The 21,461-nt window shown below is 42.1% G+C and carries 20 protein-coding genes and 2 pseudogenes; 11 read left to right on the top strand and 11 right to left on the bottom strand.

The window, feature by feature from the left end:
• The first annotated feature begins 122 nt into the window (after positions 1–122).
• The gene (locus C8R34_RS09035; RefSeq protein ID WP_258364438.1) at positions 123–632 is read left to right on the top strand and encodes a hypothetical protein; all 510 of its coding nucleotides are present in this window, start codon (positions 123–125) and stop codon (positions 630–632) included.
• An 83-nt stretch (positions 633–715) separates the two neighbouring features.
• Here the strand turns inward: C8R34_RS09035 and C8R34_RS09030 are convergent, their stop codons facing one another.
• Positions 716–2,065: a porin gene (locus C8R34_RS09030; RefSeq protein WP_110340091.1), complete on the bottom strand. Its 1,350-nt coding sequence runs from the start codon at positions 2,063–2,065 to the stop codon at positions 716–718.
• Positions 2,066–2,472: 407 nt separating this feature from the next.
• Here C8R34_RS09030 and C8R34_RS16270 point away from each other — a divergent pair, with 407 nt between their 5' ends.
• The 6 genes from C8R34_RS16270 (at position 2,473) to C8R34_RS09005 (ending at position 6,631) form a co-directional block, all read left to right on the top strand.
• Positions 2,473–2,676: a hypothetical protein gene (locus tag C8R34_RS16270; protein WP_132467081.1), complete on the top strand. Its 204-nt coding sequence runs from the start codon at positions 2,473–2,475 to the stop codon at positions 2,674–2,676.
• Between the two features lie 225 nt (positions 2,677–2,901).
• Positions 2,902–3,318, top strand: coding sequence for an alternative ribosome rescue aminoacyl-tRNA hydrolase ArfB (gene arfB / locus C8R34_RS09025; RefSeq protein ID WP_110340089.1), 417 nt, complete (start codon positions 2,902–2,904; stop codon positions 3,316–3,318).
• A 100-nt stretch (positions 3,319–3,418) separates the two neighbouring features.
• Complete coding sequence (locus tag C8R34_RS09020; RefSeq protein WP_110339995.1) at positions 3,419–4,402, top strand: serine/threonine protein kinase; 984 nt, start codon at positions 3,419–3,421, stop codon at positions 4,400–4,402.
• Between the two features lie 245 nt (positions 4,403–4,647).
• Positions 4,648–5,142 carry a hypothetical protein gene (locus C8R34_RS09015; RefSeq protein WP_110339993.1) on the top strand — a complete coding sequence of 165 codons (495 nt, stop codon included), beginning with the start codon at positions 4,648–4,650 and terminating at the stop codon, positions 5,140–5,142.
• A 445-nt stretch (positions 5,143–5,587) separates the two neighbouring features.
• Entirely contained in the window at positions 5,588–6,034 is a 447-nt protein-coding gene (locus C8R34_RS09010) for a hypothetical protein (RefSeq protein WP_110339991.1), read from the top strand.
• A 24-nt stretch (positions 6,035–6,058) separates the two neighbouring features.
• Entirely contained in the window at positions 6,059–6,631 is a 573-nt protein-coding gene (locus tag C8R34_RS09005; RefSeq protein WP_110339989.1) for a YMGG-like glycine zipper-containing protein, read from the top strand.
• Between the two features lie 153 nt (positions 6,632–6,784).
• Here the strand turns inward: C8R34_RS09005 and C8R34_RS09000 are convergent, their stop codons facing one another.
• The 5 genes from C8R34_RS09000 to C8R34_RS08985 all read right to left on the bottom strand — a co-directional run bounded on the left by C8R34_RS09000 (position 6,785) and on the right by C8R34_RS08985 (position 9,286).
• Positions 6,785–7,132, bottom strand: coding sequence for a DUF488 domain-containing protein (locus C8R34_RS09000; protein ID WP_110339987.1), 348 nt, complete (start codon positions 7,130–7,132; stop codon positions 6,785–6,787).
• A 143-nt stretch (positions 7,133–7,275) separates the two neighbouring features.
• Positions 7,276–7,443 (bottom strand): hypothetical protein, encoded by a 168-nt coding sequence (locus C8R34_RS16470; RefSeq protein ID WP_165872549.1) that lies wholly within the window; start codon positions 7,441–7,443, stop codon positions 7,276–7,278.
• A 193-nt stretch (positions 7,444–7,636) separates the two neighbouring features.
• Positions 7,637–7,954, bottom strand: coding sequence for a DUF190 domain-containing protein (locus C8R34_RS08995; RefSeq protein WP_110339985.1), 318 nt, complete (start codon positions 7,952–7,954; stop codon positions 7,637–7,639).
• A 16-nt stretch (positions 7,955–7,970) separates the two neighbouring features.
• Positions 7,971–8,354, bottom strand: coding sequence for a fluoride efflux transporter CrcB (crcB, locus tag C8R34_RS08990; RefSeq protein ID WP_110339983.1), 384 nt, complete (start codon positions 8,352–8,354; stop codon positions 7,971–7,973).
• A 722-nt stretch (positions 8,355–9,076) separates the two neighbouring features.
• A complete protein-coding gene (locus tag C8R34_RS08985) occupies positions 9,077–9,286 on the bottom strand; it encodes a hypothetical protein (protein ID WP_110339981.1) in 210 nt (69 codons plus the stop codon).
• 335 nt (positions 9,287–9,621) lie between these two features.
• Between C8R34_RS08985 and C8R34_RS08980 the strand changes: the two genes are divergently transcribed.
• The 3 genes from C8R34_RS08980 to C8R34_RS08970 all read left to right on the top strand — a co-directional run bounded on the left by C8R34_RS08980 (position 9,622) and on the right by C8R34_RS08970 (position 12,877).
• The gene (locus C8R34_RS08980) at positions 9,622–10,533 is read left to right on the top strand and encodes a LysR family transcriptional regulator (protein WP_110339979.1); all 912 of its coding nucleotides are present in this window, start codon (positions 9,622–9,624) and stop codon (positions 10,531–10,533) included.
• Positions 10,534–10,763: 230 nt separating this feature from the next.
• Positions 10,764–11,222 (top strand): hypothetical protein, encoded by a 459-nt coding sequence (locus C8R34_RS08975; RefSeq protein ID WP_110339977.1) that lies wholly within the window; start codon positions 10,764–10,766, stop codon positions 11,220–11,222.
• Positions 11,223–11,554: 332 nt separating this feature from the next.
• Complete coding sequence (locus C8R34_RS08970; protein ID WP_110339975.1) at positions 11,555–12,877, top strand: porin; 1,323 nt, start codon at positions 11,555–11,557, stop codon at positions 12,875–12,877.
• A 369-nt stretch (positions 12,878–13,246) separates the two neighbouring features.
• On the opposite strand, the pseudogene C8R34_RS08960 reads toward C8R34_RS08970, so the two are convergent.
• From C8R34_RS08960 to C8R34_RS08945, 4 genes and pseudogenes are all read right to left on the bottom strand, one after another.
• Positions 13,247–13,747: pseudogene (locus C8R34_RS08960) on the bottom strand (transposase); the annotation flags it as partial.
• Positions 13,748–13,981: 234 nt separating this feature from the next.
• Positions 13,982–15,508 (bottom strand): hypothetical protein, encoded by a 1,527-nt coding sequence (locus C8R34_RS08955; protein WP_110339973.1) that lies wholly within the window; start codon positions 15,506–15,508, stop codon positions 13,982–13,984.
• 143 nt (positions 15,509–15,651) lie between these two features.
• Complete coding sequence (locus C8R34_RS08950; protein WP_110339971.1) at positions 15,652–17,034, bottom strand: autotransporter outer membrane beta-barrel domain-containing protein; 1,383 nt, start codon at positions 17,032–17,034, stop codon at positions 15,652–15,654.
• A gap of 85 nt (positions 17,035–17,119) precedes the next feature.
• Positions 17,120–19,735, bottom strand: a complete 2,616-nt coding sequence (locus C8R34_RS08945) for a caspase family protein (protein ID WP_110339969.1) — start codon at positions 19,733–19,735, stop codon at positions 17,120–17,122.
• Positions 19,736–19,960: 225 nt separating this feature from the next.
• Here C8R34_RS08945 and C8R34_RS08940 point away from each other — a divergent pair, with 225 nt between their 5' ends.
• Positions 19,961–20,779, top strand: a complete 819-nt coding sequence (locus C8R34_RS08940) for an alpha/beta hydrolase (RefSeq protein ID WP_110339967.1) — start codon at positions 19,961–19,963, stop codon at positions 20,777–20,779.
• Between the two features lie 287 nt (positions 20,780–21,066).
• On the opposite strand, the pseudogene C8R34_RS08930 reads toward C8R34_RS08940, so the two are convergent.
• Positions 21,067–21,461, bottom strand: a pseudogene (locus tag C8R34_RS08930) (transposase); the annotation flags it as partial.

Below are 21,461 nucleotides of genomic sequence, written 5' to 3'. Positions count from 1 at the left end.
TACTCACAGTAAGTTCTGGTTGCTTGTTTTTGCTGCAATTTTCTTTCCTTGCGGCTGAGATTCTACGGAAAATGGCTTAATTATCTAAGTATTACATGAAAAATGGTTAATGGTTTCCATTAATGAAAAACAATGGTTTTCCTAATATACATGAGGTGCTGACCGAATTAAGATGGTACCGTTCGTTTTATATCTGGAGGGTATTCATTATGAAAGCACTAAAACTTCTAATACTGTTGCTTGCGCTGACTGTATTAGCTGCTTGCGCGCAAATGAGTCCTGTGACTGCTCCAATAGGGATCGTTAATAATGATCATGAAGCGTTGGTAAGGCATTACGAGAATTTGGCCGAGGAAGCAAAAATAAAGCTGCAAGAAAACAAAGAAATACTTGAAGCCTATGAAGCACGCTCTTATTACTATGGTAGGCAAGGTTTGGATCTACCATCACATGCGTCGGCCAATATTCGTGCACATGAGGAAACTTTGAGCAAGAGTTTGAAATATGTCGAGTTTCATAGAAAAATGGCAATGGAGCAACGAAATAACCGGATCAATACAGCAGAGATTGATCCAGAAGATCGTGATCTTACAGTAGAAAACGACGAGTATTCCGGTAACACAGAGCTGTGAGACAATCAATCAAACAACCATCGATTTGATCGGTGGTTGCAGTTTTTGAAGCTTCCCTGCCTTCTCCGCTTAGGCGAGAGATGTTAAAAGGGTAGTACGAAATCCAACGAAAACAGAATCTGATCCTTATGACCGGCAAAAGGCCTATAAGCTGAGGTATGGTAAGCGTCGACCCGGTCATAACGGATGTTGGGACGAACGCTGAGCTTTTTTATCGCATCCCACTGAAGCTTTAGTGTCTTGGCTGCTTTCCAGTTTATCCCGACGGTTGCTGCATAGTAGTCTGCCGGCGTGACGGTTACGCTGCTGAAGTTACCGGCATAGCTCTCAGGTACGCCATTAACTATGTTGGTGGCTGCTGCAATCCGGAACGGCGATGGATTGCGGAAGCCGTCTCTGTCGCGGAACCATTCTCCCCGAAAACCTAACGATACATGCTCGGTAAGATCATAGTATAGGTGGGTAACCAACCCCATCCACTGAACGTCTCTGACAACATTGGCGTATTTCAGGTTATTCAATAATACGCTGTTAGCAAAACCATGAACATGGTGTAGAACCAACAGTGTTTTAGGATTAATTTTGTGTTGCAATACCGTATTATACATTCCCCATGCCGCGCTGTTATGTGTCGAAGTCTCTCCAAGAGTGCCGGTAATATTCAGTGAGGTTGCATGATTATCGCTGGTCCAGGTAATTCCGGTAATGCCGCTCCAGTTTCCTAACTGCCTGTTCCATCCACCGTCCCAACCACCAGTGGCACTGCCGGTCACAGCACTACCGGAAACTGCCCAATTTTTGTTAATTGTATAGTTTGCTTGCAAACCGGTATGCGTAAAAGGCTCACCGGCATTAAAAGAATAAGCGCGTGTATAAAAAAAGTTATCCGGTGCTGGAACTGTCTCAAAACCGGTTGGAGAATAAAAGTGTCCTGCCTTGAGATTGAGTCCATTTTTACCAATAGGCACGTGTACTTCCAGGTAAGCTTGCGGGAGCGCTATGCCGTAGGTGCGCGTGGATGAGCAGCATATGTTGAGATCCCAGTTATTTCTTTGGAGAGGCTCGCCGGAATGTACATCAAAAGTTGGAACACCAAATGCTTGCGTATAAATAGCATCTGTGCCAAACAAAAAATCAAAACGCCCGCCAAAATCCCATTTATTGGTTTCAGATACAACTGAGCGTTGCAGGAACAAGTTAAATTGATTTAACTGAAAACGGTTGGCCTGGTCGGCAAAAGCAACCGGACCATTAAATCCGTCGGTCTGGCTGGGGTTAAAAGTTGCGCCGCCATTAACCCAACCACCTAATTCTATTCTGTTATCTTTAATAAATTTCTTTAAAGTGCTTGCGGCATACAGAGTAGCTGAGTCGGTAATAAAAATAAGTACACTGCCTATTGTGGCCAATAACAGCCATTTTGAGTATTTCATCTTTGTGTGGCGATATGGATTGGTTTGTAAATGTGCAATGTCCACGACAAGTGGTTGAGCAGATTATGGTTTTTAGTTCATCCAAACTGGAATGATGTAACTTTCAGGAGGCTTGCTAATTCATAAGGTGAATTCTTTTTCTTAATTGTAGATAGCATGCTCATTCTCGATAACTAACAGATTCAGTTCCTTGTGTGGTGACATAAAAATGATGAGGCTGAAGTACAAACACTCTCTCTCCTAAAACGTTTAGTAGTGTTCTCGTTTTAAAAGCGACATGAGTCAATCTCATTATTTTGTTTTATTTTACTATTTTATTTTGAGTATTACATCAATCATGAGATTGTGGTGAATTACGATGCCGTCTCAAAGAAATAAAGATCGGCGCAAATGATTGTTGATTCCTGGTGGACTCGATAATCGTTGATCTGACGGGATACCCAGCGGATATTGCTATCACAGACCGCCGGACATCCGAAGACAATGGCATAATGTCGACGACGGTATTTTTGAATGCTGGTCAGGATGATAAAGAAGCCTGCCCAATGATTGCCTTAGCAAGGCCGTTGAAAAACTATCTGCGTTGCCATTACGGTGTTAAAACAGGCTAAGAATGCTCATTTATTGCGCATAAACTGCGCTTTCTCCCTTGTTTTTGCCTGATATGACTGCCTCGAAAACGTTTTTCAACGACCTGTTAGTCGGCTGTGAGATAGTTCATCAATCAGCGCAACTTGGATCAGCAGCATCTTTCCGGATATGGGATATGAATTCGGTGATTCCGCTTATTACTAAGTCATGACATGAATCAAGAAGAGGAAATTGCGCGGCTAACCATGTTGAGAATACTAGGCAATATCGTAATACCCTTGGTTGAGATCGAAATACAAGCGATACGCTCACAGGGCTCCGGTGGACAGAATGTCAATAAAGTAGCGACCGCAATACATCTGCGATTCGATATCCAGGCTGCATCGCTACCTGAGCGATATAAGGAAAGGCTATTGCAATTAAAGGATAGCCGCATCACCAGCGAAGGTGTCATTATCATTAAGGCGCAGCGGTTTAGCAGTCAGATCAAGAACCGGGAAGATGCGCTGAATCGATTACGTGAAATGATTAAAAGCGTCACAGTGCCAATAAAGCTTCGAATGCCTACCAAGCCGACCAGAGCTTCCCAAGTAAAACGTCTGGAAAGTAAATCGTTACAGAGCCAAAGAAAATCGTTACGCAGCAAGATCGGCGAGGAGTGATAAAATCAAACGTGGTACTGGTAAAGCGAAGCTCGTGTCCTGGGCAATACCGACTGAAGGAAGCAAGCAGTATTCAATCCATGCACAAAAGACATAAACCATGACAACACCGGCTTTCTCTTTACTGACCCCCGATTGCGTTATGAACGCGCTGGACAATCTGGGTCATCGCTGCGATGGCCGTCTGTTGGCACTTAACAGCTATGAGAATCGCGTTTATCAGGTTGGTATGGAAGACGGCTTGCCGCTAATAGCGAAGTTCTACCGATCGGGACGCTGGACGGATGAGGCTATCCTGGAGGAACACGCTTTCGTGCAGGAATTGGCCGAGCGCGAAATTCCTGTGGTACCCGCGTTGGTGATGAGTGGAAAAACACTCCACACCTTCGAGGGATTTCGCTTCGCCGTTTTTCTCAGACACGGCGGACGTGCGCCTGAATTTGAAGATTGCAACACGCTGGAATGGATGGGGCGGTTCCTTGGCCGCATCCATGCCATTGGCGCACTCAAGCCGTTTCAACATCGTCCCACGCTGGATATAGCGAACTTCGGCGTAGAACCGCTTGATTTCTTACTGACCAATCATTTTATCCCGGTCGATCTTGAGGCTGCTTATCGCAGCGTAGCAGAGCTGGCGTTGGCTGGCGTGCGTCACTGCTTCGCGCGTGCCGGCAGTACTGTCAAAGTGCTACGTCTGCATGGTGATTGTCATGCGGGGAATGTGCTGTGGACAGAAAACGGTCCGCACTTCGTGGATTTTGACGATAGTCGCATGGGGCCGGCTGTGCAGGATTTGTGGATGTTATTGTCGGGCGAGCGCGCAGATATGGTACGGCAGTTGAATGACGTGTTGGCGGGGTATGAAGACTTTTGCGATTTTGATTCCAGTGAGTTGCATCTGATCGAAGCTTTACGTACCTTGCGCCTAATTCATTATTCTGCCTGGCTAGCACAACGATGGGACGATCCAGCCTTCAAGCAAGCTTTTCCGTGGTTTAATACGCAACGTTATTGGCAAGAGCGCATTTTGGAATTGCGCGAACAGATCGCGCTAATGGACGAGCCACCACTAGGGCTGGTCTGATTGAAAAATTTCGAAGATTGTTGTTGGTATTAGGAACATCAAGTACTCGACACAGCCGATTGGTCGCAGCTTGTGTTGCCAAAAAGACTTTAAACAAATTTGTTACAAATAGACCCTATAACCTGCTTTTTTAAAGCATTAGCCATAATTCCATAGATTTATACTTGTTTTCGTCTTATTTTGTTTGGTTGAAAGTCAGAAACAAACTTTTAATTGAATTGTCATTATGGTTAGAGGTGAATCCAATGAAAACAGATAAACAAGTAGGGGCGAGATGCTATTCATTATTTAATCATTTGCAACGTATCGCTGATTTGCAGATTCCAGAGATTGATTATGAGGCGGCTATCCAGATTCCCGAAAATTCTTTTCAATTCCATACCGTTGCATTTTTTCATAACTTACGTTTAGCTGCTCTTGAGAACAATTTCGCCAATCTTCTGACTTGTTGCTATTATGAATCTGAAGACTTGGAACAGTTTCAACGCTTGACGCCTTTCTTGTGTTCTAAAAGCCATTTATTGTGTAGTCATACCTTGCAGCCATTTCATCAAGTAGACGAAGAGACAGTGCTTGATTTTTTCATGCGTTTTGCTACCAACTTCTCTAGAGATAATGACTTAGGACAATTTATTCAATTTAAAATCATTCCATTTATGCACAGTTTTAAAATACACAAGGAAGAAATAACTCATTTGTTTCCCCAGCAGCAGCGAGCAGCGAACCAATTACTGCATTAGCTTAAAACCTGCTAACGCGCAAGGGTCGCGCCATCGTCCGGCGCGAAGGGCGTGTCGCTGAATCCCTGGTACGGTTTTGCTTTATTCTGACCTTTCCTTAATGCTAAATATTTTCAATAGGTTTTCTACAATAAGGCGGTAATAAAAAGGCGCTTTTTTGCTATCCCTGGTTTTTACATTGATTTTGTTTGCAAGCAATGCGTCATCGTCGACTTATCTGTTCCATTGCTAGGAGTTTTGGACATGGGACGCCTTTAAAGCACATTCTTCAAGACAGATCATCTCACGCAGTGAAGGTCCCCGCTTTTCATCTAGCCGGATTAGGAGTGATTGAATTTTTATTTTATATGGGAACGTTAGTTTTGCATGCTGATGGAATTGTGGAGTAATGTATCAGTCTAATTTTCTGTCTTACTATTCATATCGAATATTCACGGGAATTCCTATGGACAATATGAAATTGACGTCTTTAGCTGTCGTGCTGTTGATGATACTGATAACAAACGGCTCTGTTTGGGCGCGAGGTGGAGGGCACCACGGAGGGGGGCATGGGGGTCATCATGGACATGGTCATAATCATTTAAGCATTGGCCTAGGCTTCGGCCCTGGATTTTATGGTGGTTATGGGTATGGTGGCTATGGCTTCGGTGGTTACGGTTGGGGCGGATATGGTTATCGCTATCCTTTTTACTATCCACCTGCTTATGCTTATCCGCAAACTGTGATTGTACCGACTTCACCACCGGTTTATGTACAGCAACCACAGGTACAATCGGCCCAACCACAGACCAGTTATTGGTACTATTGCCAGAACCCTGAAGGTTACTATCCATATGTAAAAAACTGTCCAGCTGGCTGGCTGCAAGTAGCGCCACAGCCTTCAGGGCAATAACAAATTAAGGTAAACATATTAATAATGAGAAGATCATCTATATTACTGGTCACTTGTATATTGACCGCTTGTGTAAATCTGCCAACAGGCCCTAGTATGATGGTATTACCTGGTTCTGGTAAAAGCTTTGATCAATTTCGTCAAGATGACAGGGAATGTAGAGAATACGCTTACCTTCAGATTGAAGGTAATACTCCTAGACAATCCTCCCGGACGAGCGGTGTAGAAGGTGCCGCCGTTGGAGCCGGGCTAGGTGCTGCTGCAGGCGCTGCTATCGGTGGTGGGGAAGGCGCTGCCATAGGTGCTGGTATAGGTCTTTTAGCGGGCACACTGTTTGGAACAAGTAATGCCACATCTTCAGGGAATATCAGCCAACAAAGATATGACAACAGCTATATTCCTTGCATGTATGCGAAAGGCCATAATGTTCCCGTTTCGGGTAACATCACTAGAAGCCCAGCCGCTGTTTATGATGACCGCTATCGAAGGGTTTCAACGCCGCCGGCGAGTTCTACATTGCCGCCGCCCCCGCCCTCGTCAGGCAATCCGCCTCCTCCTCCACCGGGTAATCCGCCACCACCACCGCCCATTCGGTAACTGTTTCAGTGGCTTGTGATGTTCTTGGATAACGAGTCACTGATTGTTAATACTTCGGGGTGTGTGCTCAGGAAACCATGGAGTGACACTTCTTTGTTGGATAACTATGGTTAGCGGTAAGGTGCATAATATGGTGTGCGAAAGCAGGATCTGCTATATTGATTCTATAAATCCTTTAAGCACGATTGCATGATTAGTAACCTCGCTTTTAGCTGCATATACCAAGACTATATTCTTATGTTCGGTTAATAAATTTGAAATAATTGCTACGGCAGGATTTTGTGTAAGCTCTGCAACATAGCGAGTGCGAAATTCAAGGAATTTTTCTGGGTCATGCCCAAACCACTTACGTAATTCCGTCGAAGGCGCAATCTCTTTTAGCCACAAATCAATTGCTGCCCGTTCTTTAGTCAATCCTCGAGGCCACAATCTATCCACCAAGATTCTGTATTCATCTGTCGCAGCCTTTTCGTATACCCGTTTAATTCTGATAGTGTTCATGGTATTTGTAGAGTATGGGATGAAGTCTTTGTAAAATACAGTTTTTGAGATTTAAACCTAAAATACTGTCGTTCTTCTGAGCGATGTATATGATTCTTAATCAATGCTAATGCTGCCGGAAACAGCCAGGTAATTTCTCATCGTTACTTAGCTGATTCGTGGTAAAGCTGGTCAAACTCGCTTAGACTTTGCGCAAAAATACCTAAAATATGGTGGCGAGGCCGTCCTGTGGATTCGGCAATTTTTCTAGGTGTGGCAAGAACTTCTGGCGCAGCTTCAGAGGAAAATTTTTCGCGAGCGGCGCTAGACATGAAATGTCATTGTATCTTGACGTTTTTGTGGGGTTTAGGATACTGATCGCGGATCATCGCGACTCATACTTCTTTTACTACTCGAGTACCAATCCTGCCACTCATTCTTCCGATGAATAGCTGATTTAATTTTTCATCTCTTCTTTCGCTCGCTCGAATCATTTTCTTCCCAGAAGAACCGAAGCGACTCACATTAGGTTTCCCCGGTCATACCGAACTCAATCGGTATTTTGACATAGAACACATTAATACCTGCTTGATTCAGATGCGCGAACATGCATGCTGCTTCCTGTTCATTCACGGCCATAGTCACTTCGATTGGCTGATCCGCCAAATCAAAGAAATGCGCGGAATGCAGTTTGCGTTCGTGTCCAAATCCTTCGGTTGCAGCAATCAGCGTTGTGCCGCGAATACCCAATTTCTGTGCCGCTTGCACTAACCATTCTCCGAGAGGCATGTGATCGTGCTTGCGATCTTGCTGTGTAAAGAAAGTCAATTGATAGCCATTCATGATCTTCTCCTTAGAGTCAAATGGTTCTGAGCGCAGAAACGGTCGCTAGTCCCAGCATCGTCATTACCAAAGAACCTATCACATGAACACTGATTGCACCGGTGGCCCAAAGTATACGCCCCTCTTGAATCAGAGTGGTGACTTCAGCAGAGAAACTGGAAAATGTGGTTAACGCGCCCAGAAAACCGGTAATTACCAGCAAGCGCCACTCGGGTGCAAGACCAGGATGATGGGTAAATATAGCGAGTGCCACGCCTATCAGATAACCGCCAATAAGATTCGCCACGAGTGTACCAAGTGGAATAATCGGAAACAGCGCATTAAGGGATACCCCTAGCAACCATCTCAGTATGGCACCCAAGGATGCGCCAATACTAATGGCTAATATGGAATTGAGCATAAGCTTCAGTCACTATCAATTTGGAGCTACCAATTTTAAATGTTTTTGCTTGTGAAGGTAATGAGATTTTGAGGTATGTTGATTTTCAAGGGATCCGAAGTTTCATAAGATGAAGAGATGAAATGGAGGATGAAGATGGAATTACCGCGTACCCAATATAGTCACGAATTTAGGGAGCAATTAGTTAAGTTTTTCAAAGAAAGAGTGGATCGCTGGTAGAAGCAGAAAAACGATTGTTGTTATTCAAGGGGGTAACTAGAAAACTGGGTTTATGCTGACAGACGGAGAGAGTTCGCATTAGGCAAGCCTTACCGAATATATAGCTTCTATAAACGACAGAGAAAACAGAAAAGCTAGGTTATTTGCCACCAGCACAATTTACGTGGCAATACTAGCAAATCTGCTTTCCGCTTAAGCCGGTGGCTCCATTTTGACAGCACCTCAGAAGCCGTTATAACTGCCGCTAAAGGGAATTAAACAAATTGTAGCTGTAAAAGAGAATTAAACAGATCGTGACTGCAAAATAAATAGTAATTGCATAAACTTCAAATAACTGAGGTTTTTTTAATGGGTCTCTGATTCTCATAAGTTTTACTCCTCGTAATCATCTGTATTGTTTGCCTTAACCGCATATTTTTGTTCAAATGCCCCCACTGATGCTTTTTTGCTCTCTTGCAATGATTTACTTGATTACAAAAATGGGGGCACGATCCTTATCGGGTTTAACCCGAACTGTTATTCCGGATTACTTGAGAATGGTTAAGACCATTTGTTTCTAGTTTAGCAACCTGATGTATGCCTTGCAGGCCCCATACTGCATTATCAGCAGATGACGTCACAACTGCCGCCAAATAGAACGTGATGGTATAAAGAAGGGTAATTGCATAAACGATAAATAACTGTGGTGATTTTAATAACTCTTTGGTTTCCATAAGTTCTACTCCTTGTAGTACATTTGTTGATTATTTATGCAAGTAGTAAAGAATGTGCATTTAACTTGTAAAATAACCCTATTAATAATACGCTCTATCAGGTTGACAATAAAACCTTTAATTGACCAACCGGAAATATCTCACTTTAAGTGAATAAGAGTGCGCTAATTAAGGTCAATATAGATATTAGTCTTTTAGTTACAATAATAACCATAATTTATTTGCGGCATCTAATATAAATATCTCACCTTGGAAGCGATAATACAGAGAGAATTTGCTAGAGAGAAGTACCAAAAAATGAAACATTTTGTTTCCAAATTGGATACAATAGTATTATGCAAGATCTTAACCTATTCATCATTTTTGCACGCGTCGTGGAGGCAGGCAGTTTTGCGGAAGCGGCACGTCGCATGGATATCTCTCGCGCAGCGGTCAGTAAAGCAGTTGCCAAACTTGAGAAGAATCTTAGTACACGATTACTTCTCCGCAGCACTCGACATCTTAGTTTGACGGAGACGGGCATCGCGCTTTCTGAGCATGTAGCACGTATCCTGACAGAGGCTGAACATGCCGAACAAGTAGTAAATAGCCTTCACGCTGAACCGCGCGGAACACTGAAAGTGAGTGTGCCGAGCTCTTTTGGAACGCGTCATGTCGCTCCCGTACTGCCTTGTTTTCTTGCACGTTATCCTAAAATAAAAGTTGACTTGACCATTACCGATCGTCCAGGCGACTTGATCGAAGAAGGATATGATGTACAGATTCGTGTGACAAACGAGCCGGATCCCAATCTGGTAGCTCGTAAGATTGCGCCTGTGCGTCGCATACTGTGCGCAACCCCTCAGTACTTCCAACAATGGGGTGTGCCACAAACACCAGAAGATCTAGTGAAACATAACTGTCTCGATTGTGCGCTCTCGGCTGAGCAAGGCTATTGGCGCTTCATCGGGCCGGAAGGCAAGATCAAAATTCCAGTATCAGGGACCTTACGTATCAATGATAACGATGCACTTGCTCAGGCAGCACTTCATGGACTAGGAATCGCTTTGTTACCTACCTATACTATTGGTATGGAATTACAAAAAGGTCGACTTCAGGCGGCGCTTCCAGAATACCTATCGGTAGAGCGTCATATATATGCCTGCTATCTTCCAAGTAGACATTTGCCTAAAAAGATAAGCTCTTTTATTAATTTCCTGACAGAACACGTCGGAGATAAGCCTTACTGGGACCAATCTTTAGAATAGATTGGTTTCAATCAAAATTTTGCTTCGGTCTGATGATTGTGAAACATAATTAACTATTTATTAACCGATACTTATATCCGATTCACAATGCGATTTATCTTATTGAAATGTTTCTTATTGGAATGCTTTTTAATAGTTTTCCTGAGTAAAGAACAATGGTTTCCCCAATATTCATCATAGTATTGACTCAGATAATATGCTCCCATGTCGTTCTACTTGGAGTTACTATCATGAGCATAAAACTGAGAAGATATCTTGTAGTTTTACCTTTACTTTTTCTATTGGTTGCGTGTGCGCAGCTGGGTCATATAGAAGCACAAAATGATGATGGTAGAAAGCTGGCGCAGAATCCAAAAACTTATAGTGATCATGATAAGTTGGCTAATTACTATGACGATGTAGCCAAAGAAATGGCCACAAAAGCAGCAGAAAAAAAGAAAGCCTTGCAGCACTATGAAGATAAGAGCCAATACTATGGGCGAGGAGGACAGGATTTTCAATCACATGCCGCGGCCAATTTACGTTATTACGAGCAAGCTGTACAAGAAGCACAAAAACAGGCCCATTTTCATCGAAAAATAGCAGCAGAATTGTTGCAGCGCAAATATGCCAAGCCAGCAGAGATTCATGGTCAACAAGGCAATCGTACAATCAAGACTAAGCAAAACTCGAACTCAAGCAACTTGTGAAATGCCTAAAAATCCAATAAAGAAAGGATCTTGGTTTTATAGGTAGTAAGAATTCAGTAAGAATTATTTGATTCCCAACATCACCTCTTCAAAGCGCCTTTGGTCTTCTGATCCTGGGCGTTTTGCTTTTCCTATAGTGGCTTTTTCAACAAACAAGTATTCGTAGATCGTACAAGTTAGTTGCTTCATTCTATCTAATAAATCATAAATTCCACTGCGAAGTGAAATGCGTTTCTAATGGTTTCTCTTAATAAAGAATAATGGTTTTCCCGGTATGCGCCATTGTCTTGACTGAGCTAAGGTACGATCCACTTTGAAAAGAGAATCTAAAAATGAATCGCACAGCAAAAAATAATAATCAAACGTCATACATTTGGATAGGGACTATGTTTTCGATTCTATTGAATTTGAGTAGTGTGCATGCAAATAGCATGACAAACCTGTTCAGAGAGAGTGGTTTTGAATTGGGCGGTTGGATCAACGGTGGCGCAACCTATAATGCCAATAATCCATCGGATGGCTTCAATGGTGCTGTTACTTTTGCGGATCGAGCCAACCGATTTCAGTTAAATCAGCTCAACCTATTTTTACAGCGTAACGTGGAATCAGAAGGCAAAAAATGGGATATTGGCGGTCGTTTCGATTTCTTATTTGGAACAGATGCTATTTATACACAGGCTTTTGGTATATCAGCCTTTGATGAGAATACCGGTGAGCCATCAGACAGGGGTAACTGGGATCTCAATTTGTGTTGTAAATCGACCCGCACTTATGGAATTGCACTTCCTCAAGCTTACCTTGAAGCTTACTTGCCGGTCGGAAATGGACTCAATATTAAAGCCGGTCATTTTTATTCACCGCTTGGTTATGAAACTGTTCCTGCTCCTGATAACTTCTTTTATACCCGTGCTTATGCGCTTAACAGTGGCGAGCCGTTCACGCACACAGGTTTCTTAGGCAGTTATACAATCAATCAAAATTGGGCAATTCAAGCTGGAGCAACTACGGGCAGCGCGACCGGAGGTTGGGATGGTGGTTTTGATAAACAATTAGGTAACTGGGGAGGATTAGCGAATATTCGCTGGAACAGTAATGATCAAAAAACCTCGGTAGCATTAGGCGGAACGTACGGACAAACAGCAGTCAATGAACCCTGGATAATGTACAACACTGTTCTGCAGCATTGGATCACACCCAAGACTCATTGGGTCGTGCACCATGTCCATGGGTGGGCAAGTAACATTAACCTGCCTGGAGGAATTCAAAATGCAGCATGGTATAGCATCAATACGCACCTGACATATGATCTTTTCCGTGATTTATCCATAGGTATACGTGCTGAACGATTTCATGATCGGAATGGTTGGCGCGTTTTTTCACCTTATCGGATACTCTCGGCCCTCAACAATAAAGGAATCAGCTACGCAGGCAACATACCATTTGTCAGCGCACCTGCAGATTATTACGCAGTCACACTGGGTATGAATTGGAAACCAGCGAAGAGATTAAAGATTGACTGGAAACCAATGCGCAATATCAGTATCCGTAAAAACATTCGCTACGACAGGGCAGACGGCATCGATATGGCATTCCGGCCGTTTGATGGCAGGAAGGATCAATTTTTGTTCTCGCTGGATGCTACGATTCCTTTCTGATTCAAGTCAATAAGATTAGCGATAATCTGATAAATTCGCTGATATTTTAGAATGGGGAGCTACTCTGAATTACACAGCACATATGAATATTACGACTGATATGTGCTGTCAAAAATGGAGTCCATGTGTTTAACCGCATCGCTTATGGAACTGCAGAGACATAGTCATCATGTATTCAGGTTGATGTATCACTTTGTATGGATTCCGAAATATCGTCATAAAGTATTTATGGAACCCTAGATAAGGGAGGAAATTCCCCTAAAAAAAGGAAAAAACTTCACTTTTTGCCAGTGGCATGCGTGACAAATGCCTTTTAGAAATTTTTCTCTGTGGATACAGCAAAATTTTCGAGGTTGTGCAGAAGTCTTTGCAATCCAAATAAACAATCGCATAAAGCGAATCCAGCGGGCGCGATTGCCATTCAGTCACCCGCTCAATCACTGCGTCAGTTACTCTGGAGATCAACGTAGGCGATACATCAGCATCGTACATCTCCTTGAATGTCGACACAATTTCTCGCGTCGTCATACCTCGGCCATACAAACTCAGAATCTTGTCATCCAGCGAGGTAAAACGCGTCTGTCGTTTCCTGACCAACTGCGGTTCGAAGCCTCCCAGTCTGTCGCGAGGCGTGTTGAGTTCAAATTCACCGTCTTCCGTTCGTAGGGTCTTGCCAGAGTAACCATTGCGACGATTGTTTGAATGGGGGCGTTCATGCTTGTCGTAGCCCAGATAATCATCAAGCTCAGCGTTGAGTGCCGTTTCTATGACAACTTTCCTTAACGTCTGGCTGAATTCGCTTAGGTCTCGCTCTGTTTTTATCCCTTTCGCTACCTCTCGAGCAAAATTCTCTAATTCTTCTTTGGTCATCATCTATCCTTTAAAAATACTATGATAGACAATTGCACAGTTTACGGGACAGTCTCTATAGAAGCGAGTTAAAAGGCATTATTGGCAAGATAGGGTATGACTATTATTATGGCAAAATCCCTATAACCTCTACTTTTGATTGGATCCAAAATTCGAGGAGACTACAAGATTTCTTAACATAGCCGCAAATTGTCCAGGTAATTGTCATCTCATGTACTGTCTTGGCAATTAATTTTATTGAGGAAGAGAACAGTCCTGCTCAGTAGCACCCAAAAAGGTCCTAAGCGTGGTTATGCCCTTTGAGTTCCATAAACGATCAAAAGTCACTCGTGCGTTCGGCATTTTATAAATTTTAGGTGTAAGATTGTCGGGGTCGGCACTGGCATTGCCGCAGACAAGAGCTTTTAAATTATGACTGTAGACACTGAAATTCAAAAATGTCATGAAATTGGGAGTCAACGCGATATGACAAGTGCGGCAATAGGGTTTAACAACATCGTTGTACAGCTGCTCATTCGAAGCCCAGCCGGCTGGAACAAAGGACGAATTAAATTCGCTGTCTGGATCAGGATACCAACCATTGATCAGTTCAGCGATCGGATGTGCTGGCTCTGTGGTCGGAATTTTGTCGCGAATCCATTCGTTTAGTTGACGAAGCGATTTTTCTTGCGCCTTTTTAGTCAATCCAACTTGGCTAGAAAATACAAAATTTTCGAGATCGAACGGCAGGAAATTCGATTCTAGGTCATATTCTGTAAAATTGTCCTTTGTATATTTTTTACCACCGTGACACACCACGCATGCTCCCGGTATATATTTCTCACCACGACCGTCGAGATTTACGGATTGTAGTAAATCTCCGGAAGGTCCAAACACGTAAAATTTCGTAATGTTATCGCTACCTTTTTCCATGGCGACACAAGCGGCAAGATTAAGATTGTGGATGGCATTGTCGAGATTTGCCCCCTCATCAAGATCGTCAACGCGCGGATAATTGCAGACATAGTAGGCGAGGGTATCATTGGGAGCATAAAATACTCCATGCATATTCCGCTGTAGATTGAGGTCGGCCTTGTTCGCATAAATCGCTCTAGCGCCGCCTACGAATGGATGGTTCAGCCCCCAGTCCTTTTTCCATTGAGTAAAATTTGTCTTAGGCTCGATCATTTCACCATCCGATCCACAACCAGTTACCACACCGATCATATAATAGTAAAGGCAGGATTCTTCTTTGGTATTAATATTTCGAAAATCTGGATTAACGTTTATGTAGCTCAAGAAGTGCTGGCTCTTTGGCTCATTTGTTGGAATTTTATCTGAGGGCCTCGATGCCGAAATTGGCTGATCTCCGAAAATGGCGCTGCCATCGGTCGACATGGTTACTCCGCGATCTACATAGGTTCCATTAATGTCAGTCACGCGAACATAGGCAAAATGAAGACCGCGTGAAACTGGTAGCTGCCATTGCGCTTCAGCATTAGAGGACGAGAGAATTGTGCCCGCATTTACCGTCCATGTATAGCTTAAGCCATCACCTATAGCCACCGTAGACAGCGTGACGGTACTATTTGGAGGCACCTGAATCACATTATTGCCGTCCAACTTCGCTTCGAAGCTCATTATCTCCGGTTCTGCAAAAACCAATGACGCTGTATTCATGAGCACTACGCTTGCAAACATGCCAGTGGCAATACGTCGCATGACCCATGAAAAGTAGTTGGACAAATTTGGTGAAAAAAATATCATAATCGATAAACGCATGATCTTCTCCTTATTCATATCATTGAGCGCAATAATTCCAGTTAGCAAGTAATGCTGGTTGGGTTAGATTGAGGAAAACGAATTTAGCAAAGATAGATATTAAGTCGCACGAAGATCGGAATACCTAATCAATCGCCTATTGACTAAAAATTAATCCGTCCACCAAAAGTTACACGATGGCTTGAAAGATCCTGATAACCAAGTATTGTATTATAGCTAACAAATACAGAGACATTATGAGGCAGAGTCCCAATTAAACTAGCGCCAACTGTAAAGTAATCTCGATCTGGGTTTTGAGCTAAAACATGAAAATTGTTATTGATGTTATTACTATTTAGATAGCGCACATCTATGCTATGTTGATTATCAGAGAACTCATGATTCCAAGCACCAAGAACTTGTGGTTGGAAAATTCCTCGAGAAGTACTGAAAGCGTGGTTTAATCTCAATCCAAGCGTGGTAGGCAACGAACTTATGTTTTGCTTGCTAAATCCCATAGCCCAGGCAGCGACGTTGCTTTCTTTATAAGAATCAATCATCAATTCTTGATAATTAGCCCGTGCAAATGGCTCAACCGTAGTGGCTCCGCGGTTGTACTGATAACCAATACCTCCTGCAAATGAATATTGTGAACCATCAGGTCTGCCAGCAATTGAGGGTATGTTATCTACCACTGCACCCGTTGTGCCTAATGTATATACAATATCTCTGTTAAGTTGGTAATTTATACCGCCATAGGAGGCGATACCGTCAATATATAGACCACTATTATGTGTATACATTGAAAAAATCGACCCCGTATATGAATCAGATTTCACAGTGCTTCGGGAATCGTTAACATTTGCATTAGTACCCGTGTAACTAAAGGCGGAACCCACTACAATATTATTATTGATTCGATAATCGACCCCGAGGTCTCCTCCCCAGTTCCCAAAGTTAAACCCTTGTTGATTAGTCGATGTATCGACATTTCCTGCCGTGTAATTTCCATTTCCCCAAATACCAAGACGATTGGAATCTGCAATGCCCGCAGAGCCACCACTTTGAGATGGGCTCAAAGCAAAGGAAAAAGAACCAGGATTTTGTTGTACACGCTGAGCAAAGTGAACTGCATTTGGATCACGCATTTGCGCGCGTAATTGAGTCATACGAGAAATAACAGCAGCGTTAGAGGCGCCTAACATCCCTCTCATGGTACGCGCGGCTTGGATGCTGGGGACAATGGCTTGTTCAGGTGCAATCTGAGTAATGGCATCATATACAGGATTATTTGAGGCATCTTCCCCTACATTGACTCTCATTCTATCAGCATCATTATCAATTTCTTTTAACAATTGATCACAACGATTAATAAGACCGGTCGAGGCATTTCTTGTATCCAAACATACATCAACCATGGCATTTGACATATTGGCTTGTGTTTCATTAACAAGTCTTGCATCAGCAGCTTTTGCGACACTTGTATGACAAATGCATAAGAACACAGAGGCTTTTAAAAAGAAAACTATTAAATTTTTTGATCGCATAATCAATTTCAATTCCCTCTTGTCCTTGTTTTCTTAATTATTACTTTCTGTGCGGTATATTATCTTAATTTTATCTAATCAGGATTTAATGTAACTGTTTAGGATAGAAAAAAAATTCTCCTGCGCCATGTCCTGCATGACTGATCGGGGCATACTCAGGCACTTGATTAAAATCAAAAGCTTTGGCAGCGTCTGCAACTAATGCTGAAATATCACGATAAAGAGTATAGGATTCCATTATGTCATTATTTTTTCGTAGCGTCTCAATAAATGCCTTGGCAAATACAGAGTGATTACCGCCACCTCCATCTAAAACGGGCTCTAAACCGCCCGAAGATAAAGCTAACCGGGACTTGGTATTTAATAATGACTTAATCCAATCTGCACGCTTTTCAATTGTCATTCCAGCTTCAAGTCGTGCAACTGAACTACGCGTAAGTGAACCTGAATAACATGAGTCAGCTACCACCAATATATGCTTTGCTGCAATAATCTTTAGCTGATCTGTAATATTATCAACTGATATCCAGTTTGCTGAGCTGTCAGGTTCGGCATCAACCGGTAACCAGTGCCCTCTATCATTTACCTTATCCAAGATTCCATGACCCGCATAATAGACCAGGAAGTTATCTTTTTCTGTCAATATCTTACGATAATCATTTAATGCTTTAAGAATGTCATAGCGATTTGCATTGACTAATACCTTTGTTTCAAACCCATAATTATCATTTAATAGTTTTGCTACAGCTTCTACATCATTAATTGCCGTAGCTAAGTGAGGTAGCTTAGAGTAAGTATTGTTCCCTATGAGTAGTGCGTAATATCTTCCAAATGCAGTGGGAGGTAATAAGCTCTGCAACCTTTTTTCTGAAGTTGACTTTGGTGTTGAAGATGCTAAAGCTGGTTGCACCTCAGCTTTTGTCTGCTCGATGTTAAACTTCATTTCGGTTCGCTTACTGTTTTGATCAACTGCGACAACCTTAATGGGTGTAATCGCAGACATTAGAGGAACATCTACCTTAAACATACCGCTTTTATCTACAATCTCTTCTTTATCATTTACAATAAAAGAAATTAACCCGGCAGGTGCGGTCACCTTTCCCACTATTGTTCTTGTTGTCAATCCTGAACGAGTGCTGATTGATAATACACCTCGTTGAACAATTAAAGGCGGTTCAATGATTTCAATTTGTGGTCCTGCTAAATTACTCAGACTGTTGGTTTTACTCTCTGATAGAACGGGTTCTATTTTTTCACGGGCAAGGCGATCTTGTAGGAGTGCGATTTGTTCGTTTTTCTCTTTCAATATCTGCTGTTTTTCATGGCTCTGCTTTGTTAGTTCTTCCTTCTCAATGTTCAGCTTGTCTAATGCTTGCTTATGGGACTGGAAGGCAAACTCAAGTTCATCCAAAGCCTTACTTAATTTCTTTACTTCGTGGTTGTCTTGTGTTGAGATTGCTTTTTCCCTTTTCTCATTTAACTCCTCTTGCAATAATTTAAGATCATCTTCTCGTTTTTTTAGATAATTATTTTTTTCGCTGAGAGTTTTTTGAGAAAAGGATAACTGAGTTTGCGTTTTTTGCAATTCTGACTCTAATTGTGCCGAATCAATTTTGCTTTTTTCAAGCTCAGATCGTAATGAAGCTAATTCGTGATCTGTTTTTATAGCAATTTGCTCCGCACCATCTTGTAGATCTTTCAATGCTCTATTCTGCTCTTGGGCTTCGTTTTCCAGCCTCAGAATAACTATCTGATTAAACTCCAGTTCAGCTTCTTTTTGTTTTAGCGCTTGCTTGAATTTTGCTATTTCCAATGATGCTGCACTATTGGGGAGCGTTTCTCGATCAATTTGCTGTATTTTTTGTTGTAATGCTTCACGTATTTGATCAGCAGCTTTTTGTTCAATCAATAAATCCTGCCTGCGACTTTCTAATTGCTCACGAGTATTATCGAGCTGTTGTTGGGTATCCGATAATTTCTTCTTAAGTGCGGCTGATTCTTGTTGATAATAAGATGATTCTATTTTATATTCTGACACTTGCTGGCGAAGCTTATCAACTTCTGGATTAGAAATTTCAACACTAGCCGAAAAAGCGATATCTGTATTTTCTAATCCTGATGCCTTACGATACCAGGTCAATGCTGTGATTGAGTCCTGTTTTACACCCAAACCTTTTTCATAAAGAAATCCCAGATTGATTTGGGCTTGAGCATTTCCTTGCTCTGCAGCTTTACGATACCAAGCAGCAGCCGTCGCATAATCAGGAGCAATACCTAGACCTTTTTCATAAATTTCCCCAACGTACGTTTGTGCTTCTGCATCCCCTTCCGATGCTTTTGGTAGCCAAATTTTTAAAGCAGATGCATAATTCGCACGATCATAAGCAACATATTCACCACCACGAATTTCGCAATCAGCAGCTGATGTGCGTACTGGTCGTCTGGGAGTCAAATAAGTCATATTGATTCCCAATTGTCTTAACTGGCCTGGAAGTAAACAATCGATAATCTGCAATTTATTAACATTACCCGCATTACTTTCAGTATCAGCAGGATTCGATGGAACGGAAGAACAGCTAACCAGAATAATGACTGTAGGTATACTGAAGAGAAAAGAAATAAACTGCCATGGTCTGCGCTGAAAAATCTGATTAATAAGGTTAAGTGACAACTTATATTTTATTGGATGAGGTTCTTGCATAACTTATCAAATCACATATTATCAATGAGTTGCATAATAAAATATCATCCATCATGCCCGGATGTGAATTTCTAATATTTCAAAATACTAATTGCTCATCAAAGATAAGATTTAAGAGTATCTATAATCCATACTGAATTCACCTGTATCTGTGTATTTGATACAGAATCAATCATTTTATAATACCTCAATTATTATCAATTACCTTGGAATATTTAGTGAGTTATGGGTGGATTATGGCGTATTTGTCTCATTTTATTAATATTAACTGCGTGTGCAATTCCTTCTGAGTTGATCCATAAACAAGCAGTGTTGCATGGTTTTATGAATCAACGATTAAATAGCAAGCAATTTATCCTAAATTCTTATATTAATAAACCTTTTTGTGTTGACAATAAAATACATATTTATATTCCGGATGATGGCACGCCCTGGAGTTCGCGTAATGATATCTCATTAGATCCAAACTCACGTTATTCACTGCTTTTGGATCTAATGGCCATTGATAATACATCTTCCCAATATCTTGGGCGTCCCTGCTATCTTGGATACCATCAGGCTGAAGGCTGCCATCCTTTATACTGGACCTATTGGAGATATTCAAAGGATGTAGTTGATAGCATGAGTTTCGCTCTGCGCCAGCAACTTGATGATTATCCTAATTGTAAGGTAACGTTAATTGGTTATAGCGGAGGAGGGACTTTGGCCATGTTAATTGCGCCACAATTATTAAATGTAAAAGCGGTAATTACAATTGCCGGGAATATAGATATTGATGCCTGGAGTGAATTACATTCGTACAGCCCATTAGAAGGTTCTCTTAACCCAGCTGTCTTGCCACCGCTTCCCTCGTATATCAAACAATTGCATTTAATGGGCTCCGCTGATACAAATATTCCCCCGTCTATTGTAAAAGATGCATTACAGCGTCAACCTGAGCCACAAATTTTGCATTTCGAGAACTTTACTCACGAGTGTTGTTGGAGAAAAATTTGGCCATCCATTTTAAAGATTGTCGATCAAATGGAAAAAACCATGCAATGAACAAAGATTCAGATCACATGTACGTCGTCAAAGCAATGTGGACTAATGGGTGGCTGAATTAAGAGACGCATTAGCTCATCAGATTTGAGTTTGTTGCTTGTTTAGCATAAAACATTTGGTGTCGCAGAGCTAAGGTTCGCCGTTTTATTTTTTCACGTTCATTCAAAATAGATTGGCCTCGACCATAAAAGACATCAGCCGGTGTTAAATTATTGAGTGATTCATGATAACGCCCGTGGTTGTAGTAATCGACAAACGAGCTATAGTCAAATCTGGTGTACGGAGAATCAAGCGGCAACCTGTTTTTGATCTCCCGTTTGTTGTTTTATGCCGTTAACGAATGTAATACCGGAGACTACATCGGCCAGCAGATTGTAGCCCCTTAGCCGGAACCATTTTTCTGCGCTGTTTCCATAAGTTTGAACGCCATAGTCAGCGTTGTTGTGCGGCTGCCGCAGTTTTTGGTCTTGGCTGTTCTCAACCTGACAGTAGCAAATACAGATTCAACCGGATTAGTTGTTCTGATGTGCTGCCAGTTCTCGGCAGGATAATCGTAGAAAGCCAGCATGGAATCTTTATCTTTAGCCAGGCATTCCATGGCTTTTGGGTACTTCGGATTAAAACGCGTTATACAGTTATCAAACGCTTCATAAGCTTTTTCACGTGTTTCTGCTTGCCAGAT

Source organism: Nitrosomonas sp. Nm84 (genome assembly GCF_003201565.1).
Classification (GTDB): Bacteria; Pseudomonadota; Gammaproteobacteria; order Burkholderiales; family Nitrosomonadaceae; genus Nitrosomonas.
This window is presented reverse-complemented; position numbering and strand designations above follow the sequence as displayed.